This is a genomic window from Corynebacterium sp. TAE3-ERU16, from assembly GCF_019209935.1.
Taxonomy (GTDB): Bacteria; Actinomycetota; Actinomycetes; order Mycobacteriales; family Mycobacteriaceae; genus Corynebacterium; species Corynebacterium antarcticum.
On record NZ_JAHUTN010000011.1, the window covers coordinates 35,279 to 60,420 of the forward strand.

Genomic DNA, 25,142 nt, shown 5'->3' on the forward strand with positions numbered 1-25,142 from the left:
CACATCGTCCATAATGTCCCGCGGCGGACCCCGACGGTGCACAATTGAATCATGACGAACACCCTTTCACCGGATGAAGACCGGGCCCCCCGAAATCCGAAGGCCGTGTGGGCCGCGCTGATGGAGGGCAACCGTCGTTTCATGAACTTCTCGGTGGAACGCCCGAACCAGGACGCTCTGCGCCGCAGTCAGCTCACCCAGGGACAGGAACCGCTGGCTGTTGTTCTCGCCTGTTCCGACTCGCGGGTCCCCGTGGAGCTCATCTTCGACCAGGGACTCGGTGACGTCTTCGTCATCCGTACCGCGGGCGAGATCATCGACCTCGCGGTACTCGGTTCGCTGGAGTACGCGGTGGAGTCCCTCCACGTCCCGCTCGTCGTCGTCCTCGGACACGAGTCCTGCGGTGCCGTCGGGGCGACGATGGCGGCACTGGACGGGCACGAGATCCCCGGGGGATTCCAGCGCGTGCTCATCGAGAAGGTCAGCCCCTCGATCCTCGACGCCCGGGCTGCGGGACGCCGCACCATCGAGGAGTTCGAGGCGCATCACGTGGCCGAGACGGTCGACCAGGTCCTGTCCCGGTCACCCGAGATCAAGGCCCGGGTGTCGAAGGGGACCTGCGGCATCGTCGGTGTCCGGTACCGCCTGTACGACGGGATGGCGGAGCCCGTGGTCACCATCGGTGTCAACGACGACTGACAAAACAGACGGGGACACGCCGCAGGACTGACACGTGCGCGGCGCGACGCCGCATAGACTCAGGCTCGTGGACAACAGAAACCGTCGACTGCCCAGAGAGATCTACATCCGCCGCCGGGTGGCGGCGGGCGTCGTGCTGATCATCGTCGTGTTCCTGGTCGGATGGCTGATCTCGGCGCTCGTCGGCGGTAACGACCCGCAGCCGACCGCTGCGGAGGGAACGGAGACCACCACCTCCACCCGGGGGACGACAGCCGCGGAGGCCTCCCGGACGTCCACCGGTTCCACCACCGAACGCGGAACCGCGACGGCCGCGACCACGGCGGGTAAACGGCCCGCTGATGAACCGAAGAAGGACAAGCCGTACGCCGGGTCGGAATCCACCGCACCGACGGCGGAACAGGCGCCGTCCGAGCGGAAGAAGACCTGCGAGCTCAGCGATCTCATCATCACCGCCACTTCCGATCAGGCCGCGTACGCGCCTGACGTCCAGCCCAGTTTCTACATGGCGGTGAAGAACCCCACCGCCGCCGACTGCGAGATCGATCTCGGGGAGAACGTCCTCCGCTTCGAGGTGTACGACCTGGCCACCAACCGCCGGGTCTGGTCCGACGTCGACTGCAACCCCGCCGTGGATGTCACCGAGCGGACGTTCCCCGCGGGGGAGGAGCGCTACTACGAGGCCGTCTGGTCCCGGACGAATTCCGCACCGGGCAGCTGCGGGGACCGGACGCAGGTTCCGGCCGGCGGCTACTACCTGCACACCCTCGTCGGCGGCAACCACTCGGATGCGCACCCGTTCAACCTGATGTGACGCCGCGGCGCTCAGCCGAGGGCCGCGATCGCCTCCCCGATGGTGCCCACCCGCGTTATCCGCATCCCCGGAACGCTGAGATCGTCCCCGGACGGCACGATCGCGGACACGTAGCCCAGACGCGCGGCCTCCTGGAGCCGCCGCCGTAGATCCGGTACCCGCCTGATCTCCCCGGCCAGACCGACCTCACCCAGCACCACGGTCTTGGGTGCTATCGGGCGACCGTCCATCGCGGACACGGTGGCGAGAGCGACCGCGAGATCCGCCGCCGGTTCCCCGACCTTCATGCCGCCCACGGTCGCGATGTAGACCTCCCGGTCGAAGGACGGACGACCGGCCCGTGCCGAGAGAACCGCGAGCACCATCGGAACCCGGGTCGCGTCGAGGCCGGTGACGGCCCGTCGGGGATTCTTCGACTGGGTCGGCACCAGGAGGGACTGGACCTCCGCGAGTATCGGACGGACCCCGTCCATCGCGACCGTCACCGCGGTCCCGTCGGGGGTGGAGTCACGGTGGGACAGGAACAGTCCCGAGGGGTCCTCCACCTCCCGGATCCCGTCCCCTGTCTGCTCGAAACACCCGACCTCGTCGGTGGCCCCGAACCGGTTCTTGATGCCGCGCAGCATCCGCAGCGAGGAATGCCGGTCACCCTCGAAGGTCAGGACCACATCGACCAGGTGCTCGAGCACCCTCGGGCCGGCGACGGACCCGTCCTTGGTGACGTGACCGACGAGAAGCACGGGGATGCCGGAGGTCTTGGCGAGGGTGGTCAGCGCGGCGGTGGTGGCGCGGGACTGGGCGACACCGCCCGACACCCCCTCGACCCCGCTGATGTGCATGGTCTGGACGGAATCCACGATGAGCAGACTCGGCTTGAGCTGCTCGACGTGACCGAACACGACGTCGAGATCCGATTCCGCGGCGAGGTACAGCGTCGGTTGGAGGCCCCCGGTGCGTTGGGCGCGCATCCGTACCTGGCCCGCGGATTCCTCGGCGGTGATGTAGAGGGCCGTTCGGGTGTCGGCGGACGGATCGTCCGGGCCGGCCTTCGCGGAGGGCTGGGCCGCCCAGCGGGCGGCCACCTCCAGCAGGAGCGTCGACTTGCCCACGCCGGGTTCGCCCGCGAGAAGCACCACGGAGCCGGGGACGATGCCGTCGCCGAGGACCCGGTCGAGTTCGCCGATACCGGTGGATACCGTCGTCGCGGTCGCCGGGTCGATGCGGCTGATCGGTACCGCGGGTGACGTCGGGGTCAGTCCGGTCGGGAGGTTCCCGCCGACCGCGGCACCGGCGGCCCCGGTCCCGCCCGCCGTTGCCCGGGACTCGGTGAGGGTGCCCCACCCGCCGCAGTCCGGGCAGCGTCCCAACCACTTCGGTGTGCTGTAGCCGCACTCTGAGCAGGTGTGCACGCTGCGGGGTTTCTTCGCCATGGGAACCACCCTAACGCGTGGGCCCGACACGGCTGCGAAAGGGTGTTCGAACCGGGTGGGGGGCGCGAAAACGGCCACTCCCGCGTCAGGGAGTGGCCGTTTCGTGGAGGGGATCAGGGGTCAGTGCCCGGAATGCCCCTCGTGGCCGTCGCCCTTCCCCTCGGGTCGGTCGATGTCGGCCGGTGTGAGGATGGGGGCGGCGATGGTCGCGGTGACGTCGATGGTCTGGCCGTCGTCGAAGGTGAATACGACATCGGCGTTGCCGCCCGGTGGGAACCCCTTGTCCCTGACCGCGGTGACCACCTGGGTGATGCAGATACCGTCGCCGACCTCGGGCAGGGTGTCCAGGTGTGCCCGGGACCCGGCGACGATGGAGCAGTCACGGTTGAGCTCGGTGTCTCCCCGCAGGCTCACCTTCTCGCCGTCGACGGTGGCGCTCTTCAGGGAGTGGACCGACATGTCGGTGTCCTGATTCACCAGGGTGAACCGGAGGGACGCGGTCGAGGTCCCGTCGACCTCCACGGTGACGTCGCGGACACCCATCTTGCCGTCCGGGGTGTCCGCGCGGGCACCGTCAACCGCGGCGACCTGGCTGGCTGTCTGGGAGATCTGGCCGGAGCTGCAGGCGCCCAAGGTCAGTGCCGCCGCAACGGAGACTAGGGCCGCTGCCGCGCCTTTCACGGTCTTGGTGGTCATCACTTTCAGTGTCCTCCATCGGAAGGCTTTCGGGTAAGGCAGTTGTTGTCCTCACTCTAGCTGCTGTTCAGACTCTCCACACAGTTCAAGGGATTTGAGGAGGGGGAGCGCGGGGGCAATCCTTTGATTGCGTCAACTGTCATCCCCGTGTCCGGTCCGTGGGTGGGTCAAGTGTTTCCGTGACCGGCCAGTGCACCCCACTGCTCCGGGTGTTCGGGGAAAACAGCTGGTTGGGGGCATGCTAGAATCAGCCCCGCAACAGTGACTATTCACCGTGGCGCCGGTGGGCGCAGGAAGGTGCATCAAGTGGGCATGGATTTCAAGGTCGGCGACACCGTCGTCTACCCGCATCACGGCGCTGCCGTGATCGAGGCTATCGAGAGCCGGGAGATCGGCGGCGAGGTGCTCGACTATCTGGTCCTGCAGATCCACCAGTCCGACCTCACCGTCAAGGTTCCCACGAAGAACGCCGAGCTCGTCGGAGTCCGCGACGTCGTCGGTGAAGAGGGCCTGCAGAAGGTCTTCGGCGTGTTGCGCGAGACCGATGTCGAGGAGGCCGGCAACTGGTCCCGCCGCTACAAGGCGAACCAGGAACGGCTCGCCTCGGGCGACGTGAACAAGGTCGCCGAGGTGGTTCGCGATCTCTGGCGTCGCGACCAGGACCGCGGCCTGTCCGCGGGTGAGAAGCGGATGCTGGCCAAGGCACGGCAGGTGCTCGTCGGTGAGCTCGCACTCGCCGAGGGCGTGGACGAGGCCAAGGCCGACGACCTGGAGGCCCAGATGGAGGCGACCATCGAGAGGCACGACGCGGCCGGTGCCGGGGACGACTCCGACGTCGTGAAGAAGGCGGACGATGATGTCCCGGGCGTCGATCTCGATGACGTCGACCTCGACTCCGACGACGACTGAGCCGTAGCGCGGAGTGTCAGCTTCAGCCGATGACCGCCGGGTGACCGCGTTGCTCGCGGCCGCCGGACGGGGCACCCGATTGGGTGCCCCGGTGCCGAAGGCGTTCGTGCCGCTGCGCGGCATGACCCTCGTGGAGCGCAGCGTCCGGGCCATGGCCACCTCAGGGGTCGTCGATGACGTGATCGTCCTGGTCAGCCCGGACATGGCGGATTACGCCCGCACCATCCTCGAGCGTGCGGGACTCCTCGATGACCCGACCCTGCCCGTCCGTCTGGTCCACGGTGGCGGGGAGCGCGCGGACTCCGTCTGGGCCGGACTCCGGGCCATCGACGCCGACGACGGTGTCGTCGTCATCCACGACGCCGCCCGCGCGCTCACCCCACCCGGGCTCATCGCCCGGGTGGTCCACCGCGTGCGCCGCGGTGAGGTCGCGGTGATCCCGGTGCTCCCGGTGACCGACACCATCAAGGTCGTCGACGGCGACCGGGTCGTGGACACCCCGCCCCGCTCCGATCTCCGTGCCGTCCAGACCCCGCAGGGCTTCGACCTCGCCACACTGCGTGCGGCGAACACCGCCTACTTCAGCTCGGAGGACCCCGGCTTCACCGCCACCGACGACGCCTCCCTGATGGAATGGGCGGGACACACCGTCACCTGCGTCAGGGGCGATCCCATGGCGCTGAAGGTGACCACCCCCATGGACATGATCCTCGCCCGGCACATCACCGACGAGGCCGAACCGACCATCTTCGAGGTACCCGGTGACTGAGAGCCCCATCATCCCGCGCGTCGGCATCGGAACCGACGCCCACCAGATCGAGGCCGGCAGGGACTGCTGGATCGCCTGCCTGCGGTTCGAGGAAGCCGACGGCTGCGAGGGGCATTCCGACGGGGACGTCGTCGCCCACGCGCTCGTGGACGCACTGCTGTCCGCCGCGGGTCTCGGGGATCTCGGATCCTTCGTGGGGGTGGGCCGGGCCGAGTACGACGGGGTTTCCGGTGCCCGCCTGCTCCGCGAGGCACGTGAGCTCCTCGAGTCCAACGGCTGGGCGATCGGTAACGTGGCGGTGCAGCTGATCGGCAACACACCGAAGCTGGGCCCACGCCGGGCCGAGGCCCGGGACGCCGTCGCCGGGATCCTCGGCGCCCCGGTCAACATCTCCGCCACCACGACCGACCACATGGGCTTCACCGGACGCGGTGAGGGGCGTGCCGCCGTCGCCACCGCGCTGGTGTACCCCGCGGTCTGACCGGTCCTCCCGCCGCCCGGAACCGGGGGTGCGGCAGATAGGATGGGTGCCGTGACTCTGCGAATCTATGACTCAGCGACCCGTACCCTCCGCGACTTCGTGCCCCTGCGCCCCGGGCACGCCTCGGTGTACCTGTGCGGTGCGACGGTCCAGTCTGTTCCGCACATCGGCCACGTCCGCAGCGGTGTCGCGTTCGACATCCTCCGCAACTGGCTCGAGGCCAAGGGCCTCGATGTGGCGTTCCTCCGCAACGTCACCGACATCGACGACAAGATCATCACCAAGGCCGCCGAGGCAGGTCGCCCCTGGTGGGAATGGGCCGCCACCCACGAGCGCGCCTTCACCTGGGCCTACGACCAGCTCGGTGTCCGGCCCCCGTCCCTCGAGCCACGGGCCACGGGCCACGTCACCGAGATGGTCGACTACATGCAGCGGATCATCGACGCCGGCCACGGCTACGCCGCGGACGGCAACGTGTACTGCTCACCGACCACCATCGAGGGCTACGGGAGGATCTCCGGGCAGCGCCTCGACGAACTCGACCAGGGCGAATCGGCGGGCACCGGGAAGCGGGACCCGCGCGACTTCACCATGTGGAAGGCGGCGAAGCCGGGCGAACCGTCCTGGCCGACGCCGTGGGGCGACGGCCGTCCGGGCTGGCACCTCGAGTGCTCGGCCATGGCCACCAAATACCTCGGTGGGGAGTTCGACATCCACGGCGGCGGCCTGGACCTGAAGTTCCCGCACCACGAGAACGAGGCCGCCCAGGCGACAGCGGCCGGCGACGGCTTCGCCCGCTACTGGATGCACAACGGCTGGGTCACCATGGCGGGGGAGAAGATGAGCAAGTCCCTCGGCAACGTGCTCTCCGTCCCGCACGTCCTCACCCTCGTCCGCCCCGTCGAGCTCCGCTACTACCTCGGCAGCGCCCACTACCGGTCCATGCTCGAGTACTCCGAGCAGACCCTCGCCGACGCCGCCACCGGATACCGCCGCATCGAGGCGTTCCTCGACCGGGTCGGTCCCGTCGAGCGCACCACCTGGACCGACCGCTTCGCAGCCGCGATGGACGACGATCTCGGCGTTCCCGCCGCCCTCGCCGAGGTACACAACGCGGTCCGCGCCGGGAACAGCGCACTCGCCGCGGGGGACCGGGATGAGGCGGTTCGCCTCGCGGGTCAGATCCGTGCGATGATGGCCATCCTCGGTGTCGACCCCCAGTCCGATACCTGGACCGCCTCCAGGACCGCGTCCGGTGGCACCGACGACGCGGCGGGAAAAGCCCTGGACACCCTGATCCGGACTGAACTCGACCGTCGGACCGCCGCCCGCGCGGCGAAGGACTGGGCCACAGCAGATGAGGTGCGCGACCGCCTGGCGGCGGCGGGCATCGAGATCACCGACACCGCCGACGGCCCACAGTGGTCGCTGCGCACCAACACCGACGACAAGTAAGGCCCCTGAAGCACCATGGCTGGAAATTCCAAGCGCACCGGAGCGGTGCGCAAGACCGACAAGAAGAACCCCCAGGTCGGATCCGGTGGCCAACGCCGTCGTGGTCTGCGGGGCAAAGGCCCCACCCCGAAGGCGGAGGATCGCACCTACCACCCCGCACACAAGCGGAAGAAGGAGGCGGAGCGCCGCGCACGCGGCCGCCACGTCAAGGAGGAGACCACCGAGCTCGTCGTGGGGCGCAACCCCGTCGTCGAGTGCCTGCGCGCCAAGGCGCCGGCCAACGCCCTCTACGTGGCCGTCGGCACCGAGAGTGACGAGCGTCTGACGGAGGCCGTGCAGCTCGCCGGGCACCGCGGCATCTCCATCATCGAGGTGCCGCGCACCGACCTGGACCACATGACCGGCAACGGCATGCACCAGGGCATCGGCCTGCAGATGCCGCCGTTCCGGTACTCGGCGGTCGAGGACCTCATCGAGCAGGTCAACGAGCGCGGCGAGCCCGGCCTGATCGTCTGCCTCGACAACGTCACCGACCCCCGCAACCTCGGCGCGGTCATCCGCTCCGTCGCGGCGTTCGGTGGACACGGTGTCGTCATCCCGGAGCGTCGCTCGGCATCGGTCACCGCCGTCGCATGGCGCACGTCGGCGGGAACCGCGGCCCGTCTCCCGGTCGCGAAGGCCACCAACCTGACCCGGACCCTCAAGCAGTTCCAGAAGGCCGGCTACCAGGTCGTCGGCCTCGACGCAGGTGGTGACCACACCCTCGACACCTACGACGGGACCGGCCCCACGGTCGTCGTGGTCGGCAGTGAAGGCAAGGGGATCTCCCGCCTCGTCGGCGAGACCTGCGACGTCACCCTGTCCGTTCCCATGGCCGACTGGGTGGAATCACTCAACGCGTCCGTCGCCGCGGGCGTCGTGCTCAGTGAGTTCGCCCGCCAGCGCCGTGCGCAGCTGAGGTGACCCGCCACCGTCCGTGACGGACACGAGGAACGGCCCCACCGTGATACCGGTGGGGCCGTTCCAGTTTCCCGTGCGGTGGCCGCTAGACCGTAGGCTCGGTCCGCGTCGGCTCCGGGGCGTGGTCACCGATCTCCTGCAGTCCCCCCTGGGCGCGGAGCCGGAGGGCGTCCTCGTCCCGCTGTGCCGTCCGCCCCCGGAGGTACCCGATGAGGCGGCAGATGAGGTAGATCACGAAAGAGATGGTGGTGACGAACACGCTCACCGGTAGCCCGGGCGCGAGCGAGATGACGAAACCACCGAGCGCCGCGACCTCGGCGAACACGGTCGACAGCACGACCGCGCGCACCGGGCTGGAGGTCACCTGGGCGGCCGCGGCGCCCGGTGTGATCAGCAGGGAGATCACCAGCAGCGCGCCGACGATCTGCACCCCCTCGGCCGCGGAGAGCCCGACGAGGACCGCGAATCCGACCGCGACCAGGTGCACGTTGACCCCGGCCGCAGCGGCCATGTGCGGGTCCGCGGAGGCGAACAGGATCGGTCGCCAGAACAGCACGACGCATCCGACGACCAGGGCCGTGATCCCGGCGAGCAGCCACACCGAGCTCGACTGCACGCCGACGATCTGGCCGGTGAGCAACGCGAAGGCGTTGGATGAGCGCCCCGGGTACAGATGGATGAACAGCACCGACAGCCCCATGCCGAAACTCAGGACCACGCCGACGGCGGTGTCCTGCTGACGCATGCCGAGCAGCGCGAGAACGATGGCCGCCACGATGGAGCCCACCACTGCGCCGACCCCGACGTTGACGCTGAGCAGGAGCGCGGCCGAGGCGCCCATGAGGGCGAGTTCGCTCGTGCCGTGCACCGCGAAGGACATCCGGCGCAGCACGATCAGCGGGGCCATGATCCCGGAGAGGATCCCGAGCAATCCCGCGGCGATCAGGGAGTCCCGCACGAAGTCGACCCCGAGCAGGTAGCGCGTGTCGGTGATGAACTGGGTCATGTCCATGGTTGTTCCTCGGGTCGGTTGGGATCGGTGGGGCGGGTCAGAGGACGACGAGGCGGCCGTTGACCTCTGCGACCTCGACGCGCGTGCCGTAGAGCTCTGAGAGCGTATCGGAGCGCATCACCTCGGACACGTCCCCGAGCACGTGCCCGTACGGGGCGAGGTAGAGCACCCTGTCGACGACTCTCAGGACCGGGTTGATGGAGTGGGTGACGAACACGACCGCCGTCCCGGCCTCCCGGCGCCGACGGTCGATGAGGTCCACGGTGCGTTGCTGCACACCCATGTCGAGGGAGAGCAACGGCTCATCACAGAGAAGGAGCTCGGGATCGTTGGCCAGGGCCTGCGCCTGGCGCACCAGCTGTTGTTGGCCGCCCGACAGGTTGCCCACCCGCCTGTCCGCGATCCCCGTCGCCCCGACCTCCCGGAGCAGTTCCTCGACGGCCCCGCGCCTCGCCCGACGCCGCCTGACCACCCCGTGTGCGGCGGACAGGTTCACCAGGTCCCGGGCGCGTAGGGGGAGATCGGGGGAGAACATCCGCTGCTGGGGGATGAATCCGGTCCGCGCGTCCACCGAGACCGTGCCGCGGGTGAGCCTGCGGGTTCCGGTGACCGTGTGCAGCAGCGTCGACTTCCCGGCACCGTTGGGGCCGAGAACCGCCAGGAACTCGCCGGGCCCGACCGTCAGATTCAGATCCGAGAAGAGCGGGTCGACGGCGGCGCCGGTGAAGGTGAGGACCATGATCGTGGTTCTTTCTGATCAGAGGTCCGGGAGGGCGTCCCGGACAGCAGTTGAGCCTTCCACGCGGAAGATGACTCCGTGTGGAAGGCTACAGGGTGGAGCGGGGGCGGTCGGGAATCAGTTCTTCCTGACCTGGTCCGCGCCGGTCTTCAGACGCTCGACGGCACCGCTGAAGAAGTCGAAGAAGTTCTCGCCGCGTGACGGGGTCTCGAAGACCTCCACCACCGGGATACCGAGTCCCCGGGCCTCGTCACGGAGACGTTCGGTCGAATCGGTGGCGGTCTGCGGGTTGAAGATCAGGACATCGATCTCACCGTTCTTCAGTGCCTCGGTGAAGGCGGCGTAGTCGGCGGCGGTGGGCTCGGATTCCTTGAGGGTGGCCGTCCGGTAGCCCTCGGGGGTGGCCTCGGTCAGGGGGGAGTGCTCCACGATGTAGTCCGCGATGGGTTCGGTCTGGGCGACGCGGACCGCCGGAAGGGAGTCCATCTCAGTCTCGAGTGCGGAGAGCTTGTCCTCCAGCTTGTCGGTGTCGACCTTCGCGTCGGGACGCAGTTCGGAGACCCGTTCGGCGAGCTCGGCGCCGACCTCCTCGACGGCGTGCGGGTCGTACCAGATGTGCTCATTCACGAGATCGCCGTGATCATGTCCGTGGTCGTGATCGTGCCCGTGGTCGTGGTCGTGCCCGTGCTCGTGATCATGTCCGTGGTCGTGCCCGTGATCGTGCACGGTGAGTGGGAGGGCGTGGATGATGATCGACTCATCCATGTTGCGGTACAACCAGGAGTCGTATCCGCCGCCACCGACCACGATCAGGTCGGCTTCCTGGGCCAGTGCCATGTCGGCCGCCGTCGGTTCGAACGAGTGGGGATCCACGGAATCGCCGACGATGATGGCCCGGATGTCGGCGTCCTGGTCGGAGACGACCATGTCCGCGACGTCGGCCCAGATCTGGGTGGAGGTGACGATGTTGAGTTTGTCGTCGCTTTCAGCGGCCGCGGTTTCACCGGACTGTTGCGCCGCTGTCGTGGACTCCGGTGCGGGATTCTCGTTCCCCGGTGCGCAACCGGCGGTGGCCATGACCATACCGGTGGCGAAGAGTGTCGCACCTGCGGTCCGGGCGGGGTGGTTCCGGAGATTGCGGAGGAGGGGACGGAAGCTACTGTTGATCATGAAACCCAGTTTCAGACAAATGACAACCTTTGTCAAGTTTATGATCATTTAACTGACCTCGGATCAGTGGCCGGTGCGTGCCTGCATCGGCTCCCGGTGAACCTGGGTGCTAGGTTTCTATCATGGCAAAACGTAATCGGCAGCGCGGTACGCTCGCGTCTCTGGCCGCCGAACTCGGGGTGTCGAGGACGACCGTCTCCAACGCCTACAATCGCCCGGAGCAGTTGTCCGCGTCCCTGCGGGAGAAGATTCTCGCCACCGCGGAACAGCGCGGTTATCCGGGGCCGCACCCGACGGCCCGCTCACTGCGGACCCGTCGGGCCGGGGCCATGGGTGTGCTGTTGACCGAGCATCTGACCTACGCCTTCGACGATCTCGCCTCCGTCGACTTCCTCGCGGGCATGGCCGAGGCCTCCTACGGAGGCAACACCTGTCTCACCCTTATCCCGGTCGGCCCCGACAGCTCCGTCGATGTCGCCGCGGCCGCCCAGCTCGTGAACCAGCCCGTCATCGACGGATTCGTCGTCTACTCGGTCGCCGCCGACGACCCGTACCTGCAGGCGGCCCGAAACCGCAGGCTCCCGCTCGTCATCTGCGACCAGCCCGCCGATGAGACCGGACTCCCGTTCGTCGGCATCGACGATCGCGCGGCGATAGCGCCCGCAGCTCAGGCTCTCATCGACGCGGGACACCGGCGGATCGGGATTCTCTCGATCCGCCTCGACCGGAGGAAGAACGACGGCCCGGTGTCGGCCGAACGTCTGCGGAATGCCGGGCTGCACGTGCAGCGCTCCCGGGTTCTCGGCGCACTGGACGTTCTCGCCTCGGCGGGCATCGATCCGGACACGGTGCCTGTCATAGAGCGGCACATCAATGACCGGGCGAACAACGTTGACGCGGCGCGGGAGCTTCTGGAGACCCACCCGGATCTCACGGCCGTACTCTGCACCACCGACTCGATGGCCCTCGGTGTCCTCGACTACTGCGCGGATCACGGGATCTCCGTACCGGACCGGCTGTCGGTCACGGGATTCGACGGGATCGTCACCGCCGTGGCCCGGGATCTGACAACCGTGATCCAGCCGAACCGGGAGAAGGGGGCCGCCGCGGGAAGGATGCTCTTCCGGCTCATCGAACAGCGGCTTTCGGATGAGGATCCGTCCGTCGGGGAGCCGCTGCGCGAGCTGCTGGAAACGAAGTTCAGGCCCGGCGGCACGGTCGCGGCGCCCCGGTCCACGGACTGAACAGGCGGCTCAGCCGTTGAGGTGGGCGGCACGCGCCTCGGCGAGCCGCTCGAGGACAGCCTGCACGCCGGCGGTGCCGGCGACGCGGCCCAGGGCTGCGGTGGCTCCGTCCCCGACCTTGATCCCCAGGTCACCGGATTCCAGCACCCGGAACCCGTCCTCGTCGGTGACGTCGTCGCCGAGGAACACGACGGCGTCCCATCCACCCCGCTTCCTGGCCGCGTCGATCCATGTGCCCTTGTTCACCGACACCGCGGAGAACTCGACGATGCACTTACCCGTGGACACGTGCAATCCCTCCGGGCGCAGCTGCCGGGCCTCGTCGAGGAGCCGGTCGCCCAGTTCCCGGTCGGCGACCCGCCTGGTGTGCAGCACCCGGTGAAAGGGTTTGCGCTCCACCGCGGCACCGGCATGCCCCACGATGAGGTCGTTGAGGCGTTCGCCCACGGCGTCGAGGAGCCGACGCTGCCCGTCGGTCGGCTCAACCGGATCGCCGGTGCTCTCCGCGCCGTGGCTCCCGACGAGTTCGATCCGGTCGCCGGTTCCGGACAGGCGTCGGAGGGTAGCCAGATCCCGGCCGGAGAGGATGGCGGCCCCGGTGTCGGGGAGTTCGCCCAGCGCCTCGAGGGCCGCGATGGAGGCCCGGTTGACGGGAACGTTCTCCGGGTCGTCCGCGAAATCGGCGATCGTGCCGTCGAAATCGGAGATCACGAGCAGTCTGGGGGCCCGGATCACGGAGCTGAGTCTGGCTTCGAGGCTGGTGTCGTCCATGGCCCCGATGGTACGTCGGCCGGTGGCCCGGTTCAGCTCGACGTGGTCAGCCGGATGCCCCGCTTGTCGACGGCCGGATCATCGGCATCGGTCAGCAGCAGCTCACCGTCCTGGGGGCGGGACACGGTGAGCGCACCGGCGCCGAGTACCCCGAGGAGCCCCTCGTGGAAGTAGAGTTCCGTGCCCTCGCACCCGCTGCCCTCGCGCACTCGCAGGTCCCGGAACTTGAACGTCACGGCGGCGGGGTCCGTCGCCGCCACCCTTTCGCCGTCCCCGTCGAGGAAGTCCACGGATCCGGTGAATGGTGCGCACCCGGTGTCCCCGACGACGGTGCTGTCCCCGAATGCGAGGTGTACCCGTCCGGCGAGGGTGTCGGGGAGGACACTCGGATGTTCGGTGTCGGTGTACACGTTCGTCACCTGCCAGTTCGAGGAGACCACCGGGGCCTGTCCCTGCGTGCACCCTGTGAGGAGCAGAACGCCGAGGACGACGGCCACCGTCGGGGTACGCAACCGGGTACCCATCAGTGGCTCCGAAGGGCGTCGAGGAAGGACCGGGCCCAGAGGTCCACATCGTGCTCGACGACCTGGCGGTGCATGGTGAGCATCCGTTCGGCCGCCTCGTCCGGGGCGTCCCGGAGCATGGTCACCGCGGTCATCAGCTGTCGCTTCACCGAGTCCCCGTCGTGCGGATTGCAGAGGAAGGCCCGGTTGAGTTCGGTCGCCGAACCCGCGAACTCACTGAGGACCAGGGCCCCCGAGCCATCACCGTGACAGGCTACGTATTCCTTCGCCACCAGGTTCATTCCGTCCTTGAAGGGGGTCACGAGCATGATGTCGGCGGCGACGTAGCAGCCGAAGAGCTGCTGCTTGTCGAGGGAACGGTGGAGATAGTGCACGACCGGCCTGCCGACCTCCGCGAATCGGCCGTTGATCCGGCCCACGGCCTCCTCCACCCTGGCGCGGGTGCGGCGGTAGTGCTCCAGCCGCTCGCGCGAGGGGGTGGCGATCTGCAGCAGCACCGAGTCGTGGGGTTCGAGTGCACCGGACTCCAGCAGCTCCTCGTAGGCGGAGAGCCGCTGGAGAATGCCCTTCGTGTAGTCGAGTCGGTCCACACCGAGAATCATCGTCTCCGGGTCCCCGAGACGGTGGCGGATGTCGGTGGAGTCCACCTGCGAGGCGGTCTCGATCACCGAGGCGGTGTCGATGGAGATGGGGAACGCGGCGACCCCGACCCGGCGACCGTCGGGGGCGGTGATGTGTGCGGTGATCCCGCGGACCGATGCCCGCCCCTCCACGTTGAGGCTGTCGGGCTGTCCGGTGTGGGACCCCGGGGCCCCCGCGACGGAGCGCGCCAGGGAGAGGAAATTGTCGGCGTTCTGCGGCAGGTGGAAGCCGATGACATCGGATCCCAACAGACCGCGGACGATCTCCTCGCGCCAGGGCAGCTGGCGGAAGAGCTCCGCCGGAGGGAACGGGATGTGCAGGAAGAAACCGATCGTCAGATCCGGTCGGAGCTGCCGCAGAATGCCCGGAACGAGCTGGAGCTGGTAGTCCTGCACCCACACCGTCGCCCCCTCGGCGGCAACGGACGCCGCCTCGCGGGCGAAGGTGTAGTTGACCTCCCGGTAGGTCTCCCACCAGGCGCGGTCGTAGGTGGGGGGAACGATGAGGTCGTGGTAGAGCGGCCAGAGCGTGGCGTTGGAGAATCCCTCGTAGAACTCCTCGTAGTCCGTGGCGGTGAGCGTCACCGGATGCAGGAGGATCCCGGAATCCGTGCGGAACGGCTCCATGCCGCCGTCCACGGTTCCCGGCCAGCCGACCCAGCAGCCGGCGTTGCGCTCGAGAACCGGGCTCAACGCGGTGACCAGGCCACCGGGGCTCGGGGTGAAACTCCTCGTTCCGTCCGGGTTGACGGTGACATCGACGGGCAGCCTGTTCGCCACAACGACGAAGTCATTTCCGCCCTTCGCCGGGGTATGTGGCGCGGCAGTCACGGTCAGGCCTTCTTCGTGGTCTTCTTCGCGGTGGTTTTCTTGGCCGTGGTCTTCTTGGCGGCCGTCTTCTTCGTGGCCTTCTTCGCGGTCTTCTTCGCGGTGGTTTTCTTGGCCGTGGTCTTCTTGGCGGCCGTCTTCTTCGTGGTCTTCTTGGCCGTCGTCTTCTTGCGGCTCCTGGCTGACTCCGCTTCGGCGGCCTCAGCGTGTTCCGCGGCGATCTTACGGTAGTTCAGGCGTTCGGGAGCCACGCCGAGCATGGATGCGAGGGTGACGCAGTCGAAGAAATCGGTGGAGTAGGTCGCGACGATCCGACGGGCCGCCTTCGCGGTGTTCTCCTCCACGGTGTGCAGCGACTCGGCGTTGGTGGTGCGGGTGTCTGTGACCTTGGGCGGCACTGATCCTCCTGGAATCGTCGGCTGGGGCTGGGCTGGGCACAGCTCATCCTACGCCACGGCGGCGCCGGGAACATGCCGCCCCCCGACGGGCGCGGAGTGTGCTCAGTTCCGATTGTCGGGATGAATCCGCGGGTCGGAGGCGCCGGCGGCACCGCCGGGCATTCCCGGGTGCCGCGTATTCGCGCTGCGGGCCGCTTTCCGGGCCCGGTGCTGGCGACGGTTCACGGCGGATCCGGTCCGCCGGACGACGCGGGCGGTCGTCTCCACCGGCCTGGAATGCCGGAAGGAGGAGGCCCTGCGTCGGGCGAAGCTGGTGTACCGGTTGAGCGGTGGCGGACGGCGCAGTTTCCGGGCGACCCATTCTCCCAGAACCACACCGGCGGCGAGGGAGGAACCGATGGCCAGTGCCAGCGCCATGTTCCCGAATCCCTGCACCAGCTGCTCATTGAGCAGGGTGTACATGCCCCGGTAGATCGTCAGGCCCGGCAACAGGGGCGTGATGCCCGCGACCGCCGTGATCAGGGGTGGGATGAGGAACCGCCGGGCGAGCAGACCGCCCGCGAGACCGATGATCGTCGCCGTGATGCCGAGTCCCACGACCGGGCTCATACCGAGGGGTATCAGCACGAAGTAGTAGCAGGCGGAGCCGGCCAGCGAGGTCAGTCCGGAAATCCAGACCGAGGGCCACTCTGCGAACGCGGCCACGGCGAATGCGGCCGACGCGGCGGCGCCGGCGAGAACCTTCGCGGAGACGGATGCGAAGTTGACCGGGGTCGTGGCCTCGAGCGGGGGCAGCGTCACACCTAGCGCCGTCGACGCCTGGATGCCGATGGCGACTCCGGCGATGATTCCTCCGGTGAGCATGATCGTCTGGAAGAACCGCGCCGAGGCCGTCACCGGGGCCCCGGTGATGCCGTCCTGGATGGCCTGCACCAGTGTCAGACCGGCGAGCAGCACGATGATTCCCGAGGCGATGATCTGCCCCGGTGCGAGGTTGATTCCGTTCTCCAGCGCCCAGTTGTAGGTCATGGCCGCGGGCAGGGTGGCCACGAACCCGCCGTACATGTTCCGGTAGAACTCCGGCAGGCCCTTCTTCTCCAGCCAGATGTGCCCGGCCATGATGACGAGGGCCGTGAGGAAGGAGATCACGGAGACCAGCCAGCCACCGCCGAGCAGGACCGCGACGGCGGCGGCCAGTCCCGCCCAACCGACGAGCGCGGTGCGGATCCCGTAGGGCGGGGGCATCGAGGTCAGGTCGTTCATGATCTGTTCCGCGACATTGGGTGGAGTCGCGCCGGCCTGGATGGACCGGATCAGACGGTCGATCTCGGCGAGCTTGGAGAAGTCCAGGTCCAGCTTCGGCACGACCCGGAACACCGTGATCGGAATCTTCTGACCCGTGTCGATCTGAGTGAACAGCTGGATCGTGTTGAAGGTGATGTCGACGTGCACGTAGTGCAGCCCGTAGGCGGAGCACACGGTGTGGACGTGGGCACGGGTGTCGTGGTTTCCGGTCCCCGAGTACAGCAGGTAACCGCCGATCCTGGCGGCGAGGTCCATGACCGCGGTGACCTGCGCAGGGTCGGTGAGATCGATCGGAGCCAGTGGTGAGGGAGGGGGAGCGGCCTTGGCCTCGTCGATCGTCGCGAAACGACCCTGACGGGACCGGAACAGCCGCAGCCTGGTCAAGATGTCGGACACGTCGGCTACTGATCCTTCGGAAAAACGACTGGTGGGAACGCGCGGTGTCGCGCACCGGGAGCAGCATACCCCGGTGAGTCCGGGCACGGAACCTGCGCCGGATGGTGCAGGTCTTGGACTTGGCCGGTACTCGTCCGGTATCATCCTCGCGTGCCCCGGACACATGCACCGGGGCGTTGCTGGAGTGGCGCAATTGGTAGCGCACCGGTCTTGTAAACCGGCGGTTGTGGGTTCGAGTCCCATCTCCAGCTCGATCAGACCGGGCGACCGCGGCATCGCACCCCATGGTGGGGTGGGGCCGCGGTTTTCCGTCTGCTGCCGTCCACAGCCCCGGTACCCCGGTGCGTCAGTGGAGGTCGCGAATGGCCTCGGTCATCGCGGTGCGCTGTTCGGCGGGCATGGTGCGGTGGCCGGGCGCGTCGTGCAGCCACGGTCCCTCCGCCGCGAGCATCTTCAGGTGGCGGCCCCGGCGCTCTCCGGCGGCGTGTCGGACACTAGGTCCCGACGATGAGGCGCGGAACCCGGGCCGCCGGAGTAGTACGCCGCAGTCCGGTGCCGGGGGCCGTCGGCAGAGCGACGGCCTCCACGGGTCCACCCACCCGAAGTGGGCTGTATCCGGACACCGGTCGGAAGCGCCGCGTGATCGGCGGATCGGTCCCCGCCGGGAGGAGTGTTCCGGGCCCCGTGGCCAGGACACCGCCGGTGAACGGTCGCTGTCGGAAGATCCGGAAAATCCACCGGTGGTTCGGGCGTCCGTCGCTGTCGCCGTCGGAACAGCAGCGCAGTGACGATCGCGGTGAAGGGCCGGCGACGGTGATGATTGGATCGGGGTGGGTGCCCCAGGATGAGCTTGATCGCGAGGACCGGGCCGGACAGGGTGAGCGGCGCCGGCAGGGAAAACAGGGCGTCCCGGTGACCGTGCCCGGAGCGGAGGTCGTGCCCCGGATCCCGATGGCTGTGTCGCGTTCCCGGGTGTCCGTGAAGGTGACCCGGATGAGAGGGAGCGTCGCGGGCATCATTATCGCGGCTCCGACGGCCGACAGCGAGGCCGCGCCGAACAAGGTGGGGCCCGCGGTGAACATCCGACGGTGACCGGAGCGGTCACCCGGTGCACCTGCCCCGGGAGCGACCCGGCCATGACGAGTGGGGGCGTCGATGATCCACAGCGTCTGGTGTGCGGTGGCACCGGGTTCCCCGCGGAGGGTCGGCGGAGCCGTGTGCGGGGTCGAGTGTCGATGCCGATCAGGAGCGGTCCGGAACTGATGGCGGTGAGAAACGCCCTCCGCCGGATGGCGGGAAAGGTGTGCGGCATCCTCAACTGGACCATCCTCAACTGGACCATCCGGTCGGTTTCTTCCGGCGGGCGGTCTGACTCCCCTCCGGGCTGTCGGACCGCCCGGAGGGCGGAATGTGGCGAAAAGCTCTGGGGGCCTTCCGTGTGATCTGATGTCTTCCCTGCAGTTCAGAGGTGGTGTTTCGGGCGGCTCTGCGGGAGGGCGACCTCCGGGACGGTTGCGTCCGGTCTGATACCTGGCGGGAATCGGTGGAGAGGTTCACCATGGATGAAGACAGTGAACCAATCAGGTACCCACAAGGTGCACACATAAGGAGCACAGCAGAACATGTCACAGAGTTTCGCCGAACAGATCGTCGCCAGTCTGGAGCGGCAGGGTGTCACCCGGATCTTCGGCCTCGTCGGGGACAGCCTCAACCCGATCGTCGACGCGGTCCGCCGCAGCAGCATCGAGTGGATCCACGTACGCAACGAGGAGGTGGGTGCGTTCGCCGCCGGCGCGCACTCCCTCGTCACCGGTGAACTCGCCGTGTGCGCCGCTTCCTGCGGGCCGGGAAACACCCACCTCATCCAGGGACTCTACGATTCTCACCGCAACGGGGCGAAGGTGCTGGCGATAGCCAGCCACATCCCGTCGCTGCAGATCGGCTCCGACTTCTTCCAGGAGACCCACCCGACGCAGATCTTCGGGGAGTGCTCCGGGTACTGCGAGCTGATCAACTCCCCGTCCCAGGGCGCCCGCGTGCTGCACAACGCGATCCAGTCCACGATGGCGGGCCGTGGCGTCAGCGTCATCGTCGTCCCCGGTGACGTCACCACCGAGGACGCGGTGCCCGCCCCGGAGCTGAACAGCGTCATCTCCGCGCACCGTCCGATCGTCTTCCCGCACCCCGAACAGGCCGCGAAGCTGGTTCAGGCGATCAACGACGCCAGGAGCGTCACCCTGTTCTGCGGTGTCGGCTGTGCCGGCGCCCGCGACGAGGTGTTCGCCCTCGCCGAGAAGATAAAGGCCCCCGTCGGCCACGCGCTGGGCGGCAAGATGTTCATCCAGCACGACAACCCCTACGACGTCGGCATGTCCGGTCTCCTCGGCTACGGGGCCTGCTTCGACGCCTGCGACGAGGCGGACCTGCTGATCCTGCTCGGCACGGACTTCCCGTACAACGACTTCCTGCCCAGCGGGAACGTCGCGCAGGTCGACATCAACGGCGCCCACATCGGCAGGCGCACCGAGGTGAAGTACCCCGTCGTCGGCGACGTCAAGGCCACCATCGAGAACATCCTCCCCTCGATCGAGGAGAAGACCGACCGCTCCTTCCTGGACAAGATGCTCAAGGAGCACGCCAAGAAGATCGAGCACGTCGTCGAGGCGTACACCAGCAACATCGAGCACCACACCCCGATCCACCCCGAGTACGCCGCCGACATCATCGACGAACTCGCCGCGGAGGACGCGATCTTCACCGTCGACACCGGCATGTGCAACGTGTGGGCAGCCCGCTACATCAACAACCCCACCGGCAACCGGACGCTGCTCGGCTCCTTCCGCCACGGCACGATGGCCAACGCCCTCCCGCAGGCCATCGGTGCCCAGGCCGCCGCCCCCGATCGGCAGGTGATCTCCATGTCCGGCGATGGTGGGCTGGCGATGCTCATGGGTGAGCTGCTCACCGTGAAGCTGCACCAGTTGCCCGTCAAGACCATCGTGTTCAACAACTCGTCGCTCGGCATGGTGAAACTGGAGATGCTCGTCGAGGGCATCCCGGAGTTCGCCACGGACCACGAGGAGGTCAACTTCGCGGCGATCGCCGAGGCCTGCGGCATCCGATCGGTCCGGATCACCGATCCGAGGAAACTGCGTACGGAACTCGGAGCGGCACTCGCCCTCGACGAGCCGGTGCTCATCGACATCGTCACCGACCCGAACGCGCTGTCCATCCCGCCGGACATCACCCTCGAGCAGGTCATGGGCTTCTCCAAGGCGGCCGCCCGCACGGTCCTCGACGGCGGCGTCGGCCGGATGTACAACCTCGCGATGAGCAACCTCCGGAACATCCCGCGTCCCTGACCGCCGGCCGTTCTTGACCTTCACGCCGCGGCAACCCCGAGAGTGGTGTCCGTGACCGACCACACGATTGGACGGGCCGCAGAGGAACTGGGCGTGACCGCCCGGACTCTGCGGCACTGGGACGAGATCGGGCTGCTCAGCCCGGGTTGGCGCACGGAGACCGGCGACTACCGCCTGTACACCGACGCCGACCTGGACCGCGGCCTCGACATTCTCATCTACCGGCGGGCCGGTGTCCCGCTCAGGGACATCGCCGTTCTGCTGGCGGAACCCGTAGACAGGCGGGACCGGCTGCTCACCCAGCGGGAGCTTCTCGTCCGACGGATAGGTCACCTGCACCGGATGGTCCGGGCAGTGGATTCGATCCTGGAAGGGGACACCGTGACAATGCAGGACAAGAAGGCGATATTCGGCGAGGATTATCCTGACTGGCTGGCCGAGGCAGAAGAGCGTTGGGGCGACACCGGGGACTGGTCGCACGCCCGGGACTCGATGAAGACGATGGATGCCGAGGGCTTCCGCAGGGTGAAGGCTGAGTCCGATGCCTTCGCGGCGGCCCTGGTCGACGCCCGGGGCCGCGGAGTGGCGCCGGGCGACGCCGAGGCGGACGCGCTCGTCGGGCGCCACGCCGCGATGGTGGACACGTTCTACCTGTGCACCCGGGCGAAGCAGGTTCTCCTCGCCCGGATGTACGTCGCGGACGGTCGTTTCGCCGCCTACACCGGCGACGCCGCCGATTACCTGGTTGAGCTCGTCGAGGCGAAGGCCCGCGCGGAGGGGATTGACCCGGACACCGTCGCCTGGGAGTGAGATCCACGCACGGGAAAGCGGGCCCCGGGGCGGTGGGAAACCACCCCGGGGCCCGCTCGTGTCCGTCGGCTCGTTCAACGGGTCACTTGATCGACCCCGCGGTCAGTCCGCCGACGAGCTGCTTCTCGATCAACCCGAACAGGATCAGCACCGGGATGATCGCGATCACCGACACCCCGAAGACGTACTGCCAGGACGTCTCGTACTGGCCGACGAACTTGGTCAGCGCGACCGAGAGGGGCTGCTTCTCGGCGGAGGAGAGGATCACCAGGGACGCGGCGAACTCGTTCCACGCGGCGACGAAGGTGAAGATCACGGCGGTCACGATGCCGGGCCACACCAGCGGCAGGTTGATCCTGAACAGCACCGTCCACAGGCCGCAGCCGTCGATCTGCGCGGCCTCGTCGATCTCCTTCGGTACCGACGCGAAGAAGGAGTGCATGATCCAGGTCGAGAACGCGAGGTTGAACGCCGAGTTCACCAGGATCATCGCGATGTACGTGTCGACGATGCCGAACAGCTGGAACTCGCGGAACAGCCCGGCCACGACGAGCGCCGGAGGGCACATCTGGGTCAGCAGCACGACGAAGAGGAAGGCCCCGCGCCCCGGGAACCGGAACCGGGCGGTGTAGTACGCGGCGGGCATCGCCACACACAACACGATCAACGTGGAGATTCCGGCGATGAGCACCGTGGAGAACACGTTCATCCCCACGGGTGTCTCGGGTGTCGACCACATGGAGATGTAGTTGTCGAAGTGCCATTCCCGCGGAATGTAGGTCGGCGGGATACCGAGCACCTCCGCCCGGGATTTCAGGGATCCGACGAGCATGATCGCGTAGGGGAGGATGAACACCGCCAGGATCAGCAGGCCACCGACGATCCGGAGGCCGGTGTGCGGCCGGGCGCCGGGGGCGGGTTGCTCGCTGTGCCGGGCGAACCACGAGGCGCGGGCCTCTTTCGGGGGCTCCGTCGGTCCGGTCGTGCCGCCGACGGCCTCCTCGGTCACTGGTTTCTGGATTGCGCCGGGCATCAGTCGTCAACTCCCTTCATGGGTTTGGTGAAGTAGAGGTAGCAGCCGATGAGCACGACCATGATGACCAGGTTGATCACCGACAGGGCCGAGGCCCAGTCGAGGTGCCCCCGGTTCCGGATGTACTTGAACAGCAGCGTGGTGGTGGTGTCCGCCGCGTTCCCGGGGATCGACCCGGTCAGGACCTGGAGGATCGGCAGGTTGTTGAACACGTTGATGATGTTGATGGTGGTCGCCACCGCGATCGCCGCCTTCAGCTGGGGCAGGATGATCGAGAAGTAGATCCTGGTGCGGCTGGCGCCGTCGACCCGGGCGGCCTCGATGACGTCGTGCCCGATGGCGGCGTGGCCGGCGAGGATCGTGTAGGTGGTGAACGGCAGGGAGACGAAGACCGCGACGAGGATGGCGATGGTGAATGCCGGGACGGGTTGCTTGGTGAAGCCGTAGTCGGCGCTCTCCGTCAGCCCGAGGTCGTGGAGGAACCGCTGCCCGATGCCGAGCTTCGGTTCGAGGGCGTAGTAGATGACGGTGGTGGTCATGACGACCGACGCCGCCCAGGGGATGATCACCGCGAGCCGGACGAGCTGGCGTCCGGGGAAGACCTTGTTGAGGAAGTTCGCGAGTACCAGGGAGATGAGGATGGTGAGCACGACCACCGACACGACCCAGATGACGGTGTTCAGCAGCACCCTGGGGAGCGCCGGATCACTCAGCACCTGGGAGAAGTTGTCGAAGCCGGCGCTACCCTTGTCGACACCGATCCGGCTGATCGTCCGTGTCGAGTTGTAGACCATGAGTGCCATCGGGTACACCACGATGCCGGCGAAGAGCACCAGGACGGGTGCCAGCCACGGCAGTGCACGCAGTGTGTCCCGGAAGGTCCGCTTGTCCTGTCGGAGACGAGCCATGAGAGTCCAATCGCTGTGGAGACGGGTGTGGGGGCGACGGTGATCCGTCGCCCCCACGGAGGGCAGTCGGGCGCCTAGCCCTGTTCGACCTGCATCTGGATGGCCTCGAGAACCTCAGCGGGGTCCTCGGACTCGATGCGTCCGATGTTGGACTGGATCGCGCCCTGGGCGGCCTGCCAGTCCGGGTTGGTGAACGGGTAGAAGCGGGCGTTCGGGAGCAGCGGGATGAACTCCTCGATCGTCTCGTCGGACTTCATCTTCTCGCCACCGGAGACGGTGACCGGGATGAAGCCGAGGGTGCCGACGAAGTCGGTGTAGACGTCGTCGCTGTAGAAGTAGTCGAGGAAGTCGCGGACGGCCTCCTGCTTGGCGGAGTCCTCGTCATTCCTGAACACCATGAGGTGGTCGGCGACACCGAGGGTCATCGGGTCGCCGTTCTCCGTGGGGATCGGGGCGAGTCCGTAGTTCAGGTCGGGATTCTGCTCCTCGATGAGCTTCTTGTACTGGGGCAGCCCGACGACCATGCCGACCTTGCCCTGGAAGAAGGTCTTGCCGAGTGGCGTGCGCTGGGAGGATCCGGGATTCGCCTGGGTCGCGCCGGCGTCGATGAGCTCCTTCATGAACGTCGCACCCTCGAGGTTCTTCGCGGTGTCGATGGCGATCTCGTCGTTCTCGGCGTAGCCGCCCCCGGCGCCGAAGAACCACACGGCCGTCTCACCCTGTGCCTCCTCGTTGCCGAGGGGCATGCCGTAGCCGTCGACGCCGGGAAGATTCAGATCCTTGATGGCGAGTGCGTCGTCGCGCAGCGCGTTCCAGTCGGCCGGTGGCTCGGTGATGCCGGCCTGCTCGAAGAGGTCCTTGTTGTAGAACAGTGCGCGGGCCGACGCGATGAGCGGCAGACCCCACTGGGTGCCGTCCATGGAGGCGTTCTCGCGGAAGGAGGGCTGGATGTTCTCGAGCGTCGCGGCGGAGACGACATCCTCGGCCGGGTAGAGCAGATCCTCGGAGGCGTAGTCGGTGAAGGAGTCGATGTTGAGGATGTCCGGGGTCTTGTTCGCCTGGATGTTGTTGCGCATCACGTCGTTGATGTTCTCCCAGGACTCAACCTGGAGATCGACCGTGACGTCGGGATTGTCGGCCTCGAAACCGGAGATGATGTTCTCCCAGAGAGCCTTGGTGTCGTCCGAGTAGGAGGGGACGAGGAGATTGATCTCGGTGGAGCCGTCGGCGCCGCCGGACCCGGAGGGCTCTCCGCCGCTGCAGGCGGAGAGTCCGGCGAGAGCCATGCCGGCGGCGATGGTGGTGACGGCGACACGTGTGGTGAATGGACGCATGGGGGGAAACCTTTCCTCGGTTCCGGCACGGTGCGTGCCGGAGCGTGAACGAGTTCGAGGGGCGGTTCCTTGAGGGAGGCCGCGCCGCTTCTCTTGGTGTGAGTATGAGTGATCCGGGACACTCCCCCGGTGTCGACCACCTTTTTGTAACCTTTTCGTTACTCAGTTTTCAGGCGTGAACATTCGCCCGTCCGGGGGTGATGGGGGTGCTTCCATGATTCGTTTTCGCCCGATCAATCATCGGCCGGTGCGATATTTCCAGGTCGCCGTGAGCGATATATGGGAATACCTTAACGGAATTGCTGTTTGGGGAAATCTGGGGAATCGGGGGTGGTGTGGGGGTGTGTATTTCTTCCGGGGAACTCGTACGGTTGAGTCGCCGGTACGGCATTCACAGGTGGGTCACAGCTCGGGCATGGTGATTACACACGGGTCGCGTGTGTAGTGGAGGGGA

Annotated in this window: 24 protein-coding genes and 1 tRNA gene; 12 read left to right on the forward strand and 13 right to left on the reverse strand. The window is 67.6% G+C overall.

The annotated features are described in order from the left end of the window. The first annotated feature begins 51 nt into the window (after nucleotides 1–51). On the forward strand, nucleotides 52–699 hold the full coding sequence (locus tag KRX55_RS10820; protein ID WP_218407745.1) for a carbonic anhydrase: 648 nt from the start codon (nucleotides 52–54) through the stop codon (nucleotides 697–699). Between the two features lie 67 nt (nucleotides 700–766). After that, nucleotides 767–1,513, forward strand: coding sequence for a hypothetical protein (locus tag KRX55_RS10825; protein ID WP_218407746.1), 747 nt, complete (start codon nucleotides 767–769; stop codon nucleotides 1,511–1,513). 11 nt (nucleotides 1,514–1,524) lie between these two features. Here KRX55_RS10825 and radA read toward each other — a convergent pair whose 3' ends face one another. After that, nucleotides 1,525–2,943 (reverse strand): DNA repair protein RadA, encoded by a 1,419-nt coding sequence (radA, locus tag KRX55_RS10830; RefSeq protein ID WP_218407747.1) that lies wholly within the window; start codon nucleotides 2,941–2,943, stop codon nucleotides 1,525–1,527. 120 nt (nucleotides 2,944–3,063) lie between these two features. Then, nucleotides 3,064–3,639, reverse strand: a complete 576-nt coding sequence (locus KRX55_RS10835; protein ID WP_218407748.1) for a hypothetical protein — start codon at nucleotides 3,637–3,639, stop codon at nucleotides 3,064–3,066. A 312-nt stretch (nucleotides 3,640–3,951) separates the two neighbouring features. On the opposite strand from KRX55_RS10835, the gene KRX55_RS10840 reads away from it, so the two are divergent. Genes KRX55_RS10840 through rlmB form a run of 5 tightly spaced genes read left to right on the forward strand, consistent with a single transcriptional unit; the run spans nucleotide 3,952 to nucleotide 8,216 of the window. Then, nucleotides 3,952–4,548 (forward strand): CarD family transcriptional regulator, encoded by a 597-nt coding sequence (locus KRX55_RS10840; RefSeq protein WP_218407749.1) that lies wholly within the window; start codon nucleotides 3,952–3,954, stop codon nucleotides 4,546–4,548. 13 nt (nucleotides 4,549–4,561) lie between these two features. Then, the gene (gene ispD / locus KRX55_RS10845) at nucleotides 4,562–5,317 is read left to right on the forward strand and encodes a 2-C-methyl-D-erythritol 4-phosphate cytidylyltransferase (protein WP_370625835.1); all 756 of its coding nucleotides are present in this window, start codon (nucleotides 4,562–4,564) and stop codon (nucleotides 5,315–5,317) included. Next, nucleotides 5,310–5,798 carry a 2-C-methyl-D-erythritol 2,4-cyclodiphosphate synthase gene (ispF, locus tag KRX55_RS10850; RefSeq protein WP_218407750.1) on the forward strand — a complete coding sequence of 163 codons (489 nt, stop codon included), beginning with the start codon at nucleotides 5,310–5,312 and terminating at the stop codon, nucleotides 5,796–5,798. Before ispD ends, ispF begins: the two co-directional genes overlap by 8 nt. Nucleotides 5,799–5,849: 51 nt before the next feature. Next, nucleotides 5,850–7,253, forward strand: coding sequence for a cysteine--tRNA ligase (gene cysS, locus KRX55_RS10855; protein ID WP_218407751.1), 1,404 nt, complete (start codon nucleotides 5,850–5,852; stop codon nucleotides 7,251–7,253). 15 nt (nucleotides 7,254–7,268) lie between these two features. After that, entirely contained in the window at nucleotides 7,269–8,216 is a 948-nt protein-coding gene (gene rlmB, locus KRX55_RS10860; RefSeq protein WP_218407752.1) for a 23S rRNA (guanosine(2251)-2'-O)-methyltransferase RlmB, read from the forward strand. 82 nt (nucleotides 8,217–8,298) lie between these two features. Here rlmB and KRX55_RS10865 read toward each other — a convergent pair whose 3' ends face one another. The 3 genes from KRX55_RS10865 to KRX55_RS10875 all read right to left on the reverse strand — a co-directional run bounded on the left by KRX55_RS10865 (nucleotide 8,299) and on the right by KRX55_RS10875 (nucleotide 11,134). Continuing rightward, complete coding sequence (locus KRX55_RS10865) at nucleotides 8,299–9,225, reverse strand: metal ABC transporter permease (RefSeq protein WP_218407753.1); 927 nt, start codon at nucleotides 9,223–9,225, stop codon at nucleotides 8,299–8,301. Between the two features lie 37 nt (nucleotides 9,226–9,262). Next, nucleotides 9,263–9,964 (reverse strand): metal ABC transporter ATP-binding protein, encoded by a 702-nt coding sequence (locus tag KRX55_RS10870; protein WP_218407754.1) that lies wholly within the window; start codon nucleotides 9,962–9,964, stop codon nucleotides 9,263–9,265. A 117-nt stretch (nucleotides 9,965–10,081) separates the two neighbouring features. Then, complete coding sequence (locus KRX55_RS10875; RefSeq protein WP_218407755.1) at nucleotides 10,082–11,134, reverse strand: metal ABC transporter solute-binding protein, Zn/Mn family; 1,053 nt, start codon at nucleotides 11,132–11,134, stop codon at nucleotides 10,082–10,084. Between the two features lie 122 nt (nucleotides 11,135–11,256). Between KRX55_RS10875 and KRX55_RS10880 the strand changes: the two genes are divergently transcribed. Continuing rightward, on the forward strand, nucleotides 11,257–12,378 hold the full coding sequence (locus KRX55_RS10880; protein ID WP_218407756.1) for a LacI family DNA-binding transcriptional regulator: 1,122 nt from the start codon (nucleotides 11,257–11,259) through the stop codon (nucleotides 12,376–12,378). Nucleotides 12,379–12,387: 9 nt separating this feature from the next. On the opposite strand, the gene otsB is transcribed toward KRX55_RS10880, so the two are convergent. The 5 genes from otsB to thrE form a co-directional block, all read right to left on the reverse strand. Continuing rightward, on the reverse strand, nucleotides 12,388–13,149 hold the full coding sequence (gene otsB / locus KRX55_RS10885; RefSeq protein ID WP_218407757.1) for a trehalose-phosphatase: 762 nt from the start codon (nucleotides 13,147–13,149) through the stop codon (nucleotides 12,388–12,390). Between the two features lie 32 nt (nucleotides 13,150–13,181). After that, complete coding sequence (locus tag KRX55_RS10890) at nucleotides 13,182–13,673, reverse strand: hypothetical protein (protein ID WP_218407758.1); 492 nt, start codon at nucleotides 13,671–13,673, stop codon at nucleotides 13,182–13,184. Beyond that, complete coding sequence (locus KRX55_RS10895; protein WP_370625836.1) at nucleotides 13,673–15,145, reverse strand: alpha,alpha-trehalose-phosphate synthase (UDP-forming); 1,473 nt, start codon at nucleotides 15,143–15,145, stop codon at nucleotides 13,673–13,675. Before KRX55_RS10895 ends, KRX55_RS10890 begins: the two co-directional genes overlap by 1 nt. A 2-nt stretch (nucleotides 15,146–15,147) precedes the next feature. After that, nucleotides 15,148–15,540, reverse strand: a complete 393-nt coding sequence (locus tag KRX55_RS10900; RefSeq protein ID WP_218407759.1) for a hypothetical protein — start codon at nucleotides 15,538–15,540, stop codon at nucleotides 15,148–15,150. 102 nt (nucleotides 15,541–15,642) lie between these two features. Further along, the gene (gene thrE, locus KRX55_RS10905; protein ID WP_248113984.1) at nucleotides 15,643–17,241 is read right to left on the reverse strand and encodes a threonine/serine exporter ThrE; all 1,599 of its coding nucleotides are present in this window, start codon (nucleotides 17,239–17,241) and stop codon (nucleotides 15,643–15,645) included. Nucleotides 17,242–17,419: 178 nt separating this feature from the next. Between thrE and KRX55_RS10910 the strand changes: the two genes are divergently transcribed. From KRX55_RS10910 to KRX55_RS10925, 4 genes are all read left to right on the forward strand, one after another. Next, nucleotides 17,420–17,492: transfer RNA gene (locus KRX55_RS10910), tRNA-Thr, on the forward strand. 583 nt (nucleotides 17,493–18,075) lie between these two features. Beyond that, nucleotides 18,076–18,333, forward strand: a complete 258-nt coding sequence (locus tag KRX55_RS10915) for a hypothetical protein (protein WP_218407760.1) — start codon at nucleotides 18,076–18,078, stop codon at nucleotides 18,331–18,333. A gap of 530 nt (nucleotides 18,334–18,863) precedes the next feature. Beyond that, a complete protein-coding gene (locus KRX55_RS10920) occupies nucleotides 18,864–20,603 on the forward strand; it encodes a pyruvate dehydrogenase (RefSeq protein ID WP_218407761.1) in 1,740 nt (579 codons plus the stop codon). 51 nt (nucleotides 20,604–20,654) lie between these two features. After that, on the forward strand, nucleotides 20,655–21,413 hold the full coding sequence (locus tag KRX55_RS10925) for a MerR family transcriptional regulator (RefSeq protein WP_218407762.1): 759 nt from the start codon (nucleotides 20,655–20,657) through the stop codon (nucleotides 21,411–21,413). Nucleotides 21,414–21,495: 82 nt separating this feature from the next. Here the strand turns inward: KRX55_RS10925 and KRX55_RS10930 are convergent, their stop codons facing one another. From KRX55_RS10930 to KRX55_RS10940, 3 genes are all read right to left on the reverse strand, one after another. Next, on the reverse strand, nucleotides 21,496–22,446 hold the full coding sequence (locus KRX55_RS10930) for a carbohydrate ABC transporter permease (RefSeq protein WP_218407763.1): 951 nt from the start codon (nucleotides 22,444–22,446) through the stop codon (nucleotides 21,496–21,498). Continuing rightward, nucleotides 22,446–23,354, reverse strand: coding sequence for a carbohydrate ABC transporter permease (locus KRX55_RS10935; RefSeq protein WP_218407764.1), 909 nt, complete (start codon nucleotides 23,352–23,354; stop codon nucleotides 22,446–22,448). The genes KRX55_RS10930 and KRX55_RS10935 overlap by 1 nt, the downstream gene beginning before the upstream one ends. 74 nt (nucleotides 23,355–23,428) lie before the next feature. Continuing rightward, complete coding sequence (locus KRX55_RS10940; protein ID WP_218407765.1) at nucleotides 23,429–24,688, reverse strand: extracellular solute-binding protein; 1,260 nt, start codon at nucleotides 24,686–24,688, stop codon at nucleotides 23,429–23,431. Nucleotides 24,689–25,142: the final 454 nt, after the last annotated feature.

Bases quoted from the DNA above. Each gene is read 5' to 3' on its own strand.
- otsB (WP_218407757.1), bottom strand. From the start codon at position 13,149: ATGGACGACACCAGCCTCGAAGCCAGACTCAGCTCCGTGATCCGGGCC.
- KRX55_RS10870 (WP_218407754.1), bottom strand. From the start codon at position 9,964: ATGGTCCTCACCTTCACCGGCGCCGCCGTCGACCCGCTCTTCTCGGAT.
- KRX55_RS10920 (WP_218407761.1), top strand. From the start codon at position 18,864: ATGTCACAGAGTTTCGCCGAACAGATCGTCGCCAGTCTGGAGCGGCAG.
- radA (WP_218407747.1), bottom strand. From the start codon at position 2,943: ATGGCGAAGAAACCCCGCAGCGTGCACACCTGCTCAGAGTGCGGCTAC.
- KRX55_RS10820 (WP_218407745.1), top strand. From the start codon at position 52: ATGACGAACACCCTTTCACCGGATGAAGACCGGGCCCCCCGAAATCCG.
- KRX55_RS10940 (WP_218407765.1), bottom strand. From the start codon at position 24,688: ATGCGTCCATTCACCACACGTGTCGCCGTCACCACCATCGCCGCCGGC.
- KRX55_RS10835 (WP_218407748.1), bottom strand. From the start codon at position 3,639: ATGACCACCAAGACCGTGAAAGGCGCGGCAGCGGCCCTAGTCTCCGTT.
- KRX55_RS10930 (WP_218407763.1), bottom strand. From the start codon at position 22,446: ATGCCCGGCGCAATCCAGAAACCAGTGACCGAGGAGGCCGTCGGCGGC.
- rlmB (WP_218407752.1), top strand. From the start codon at position 7,269: ATGGCTGGAAATTCCAAGCGCACCGGAGCGGTGCGCAAGACCGACAAG.
- KRX55_RS10840 (WP_218407749.1), top strand. From the start codon at position 3,952: ATGGATTTCAAGGTCGGCGACACCGTCGTCTACCCGCATCACGGCGCT.
- KRX55_RS10875 (WP_218407755.1), bottom strand. From the start codon at position 11,134: ATGATCAACAGTAGCTTCCGTCCCCTCCTCCGCAATCTCCGGAACCAC.
- KRX55_RS10880 (WP_218407756.1), top strand. From the start codon at position 11,257: ATGGCAAAACGTAATCGGCAGCGCGGTACGCTCGCGTCTCTGGCCGCC.
- KRX55_RS10865 (WP_218407753.1), bottom strand. From the start codon at position 9,225: ATGGACATGACCCAGTTCATCACCGACACGCGCTACCTGCTCGGGGTC.
- KRX55_RS10890 (WP_218407758.1), bottom strand. From the start codon at position 13,673: ATGGGTACCCGGTTGCGTACCCCGACGGTGGCCGTCGTCCTCGGCGTT.
- KRX55_RS10935 (WP_218407764.1), bottom strand. From the start codon at position 23,354: ATGGCTCGTCTCCGACAGGACAAGCGGACCTTCCGGGACACACTGCGT.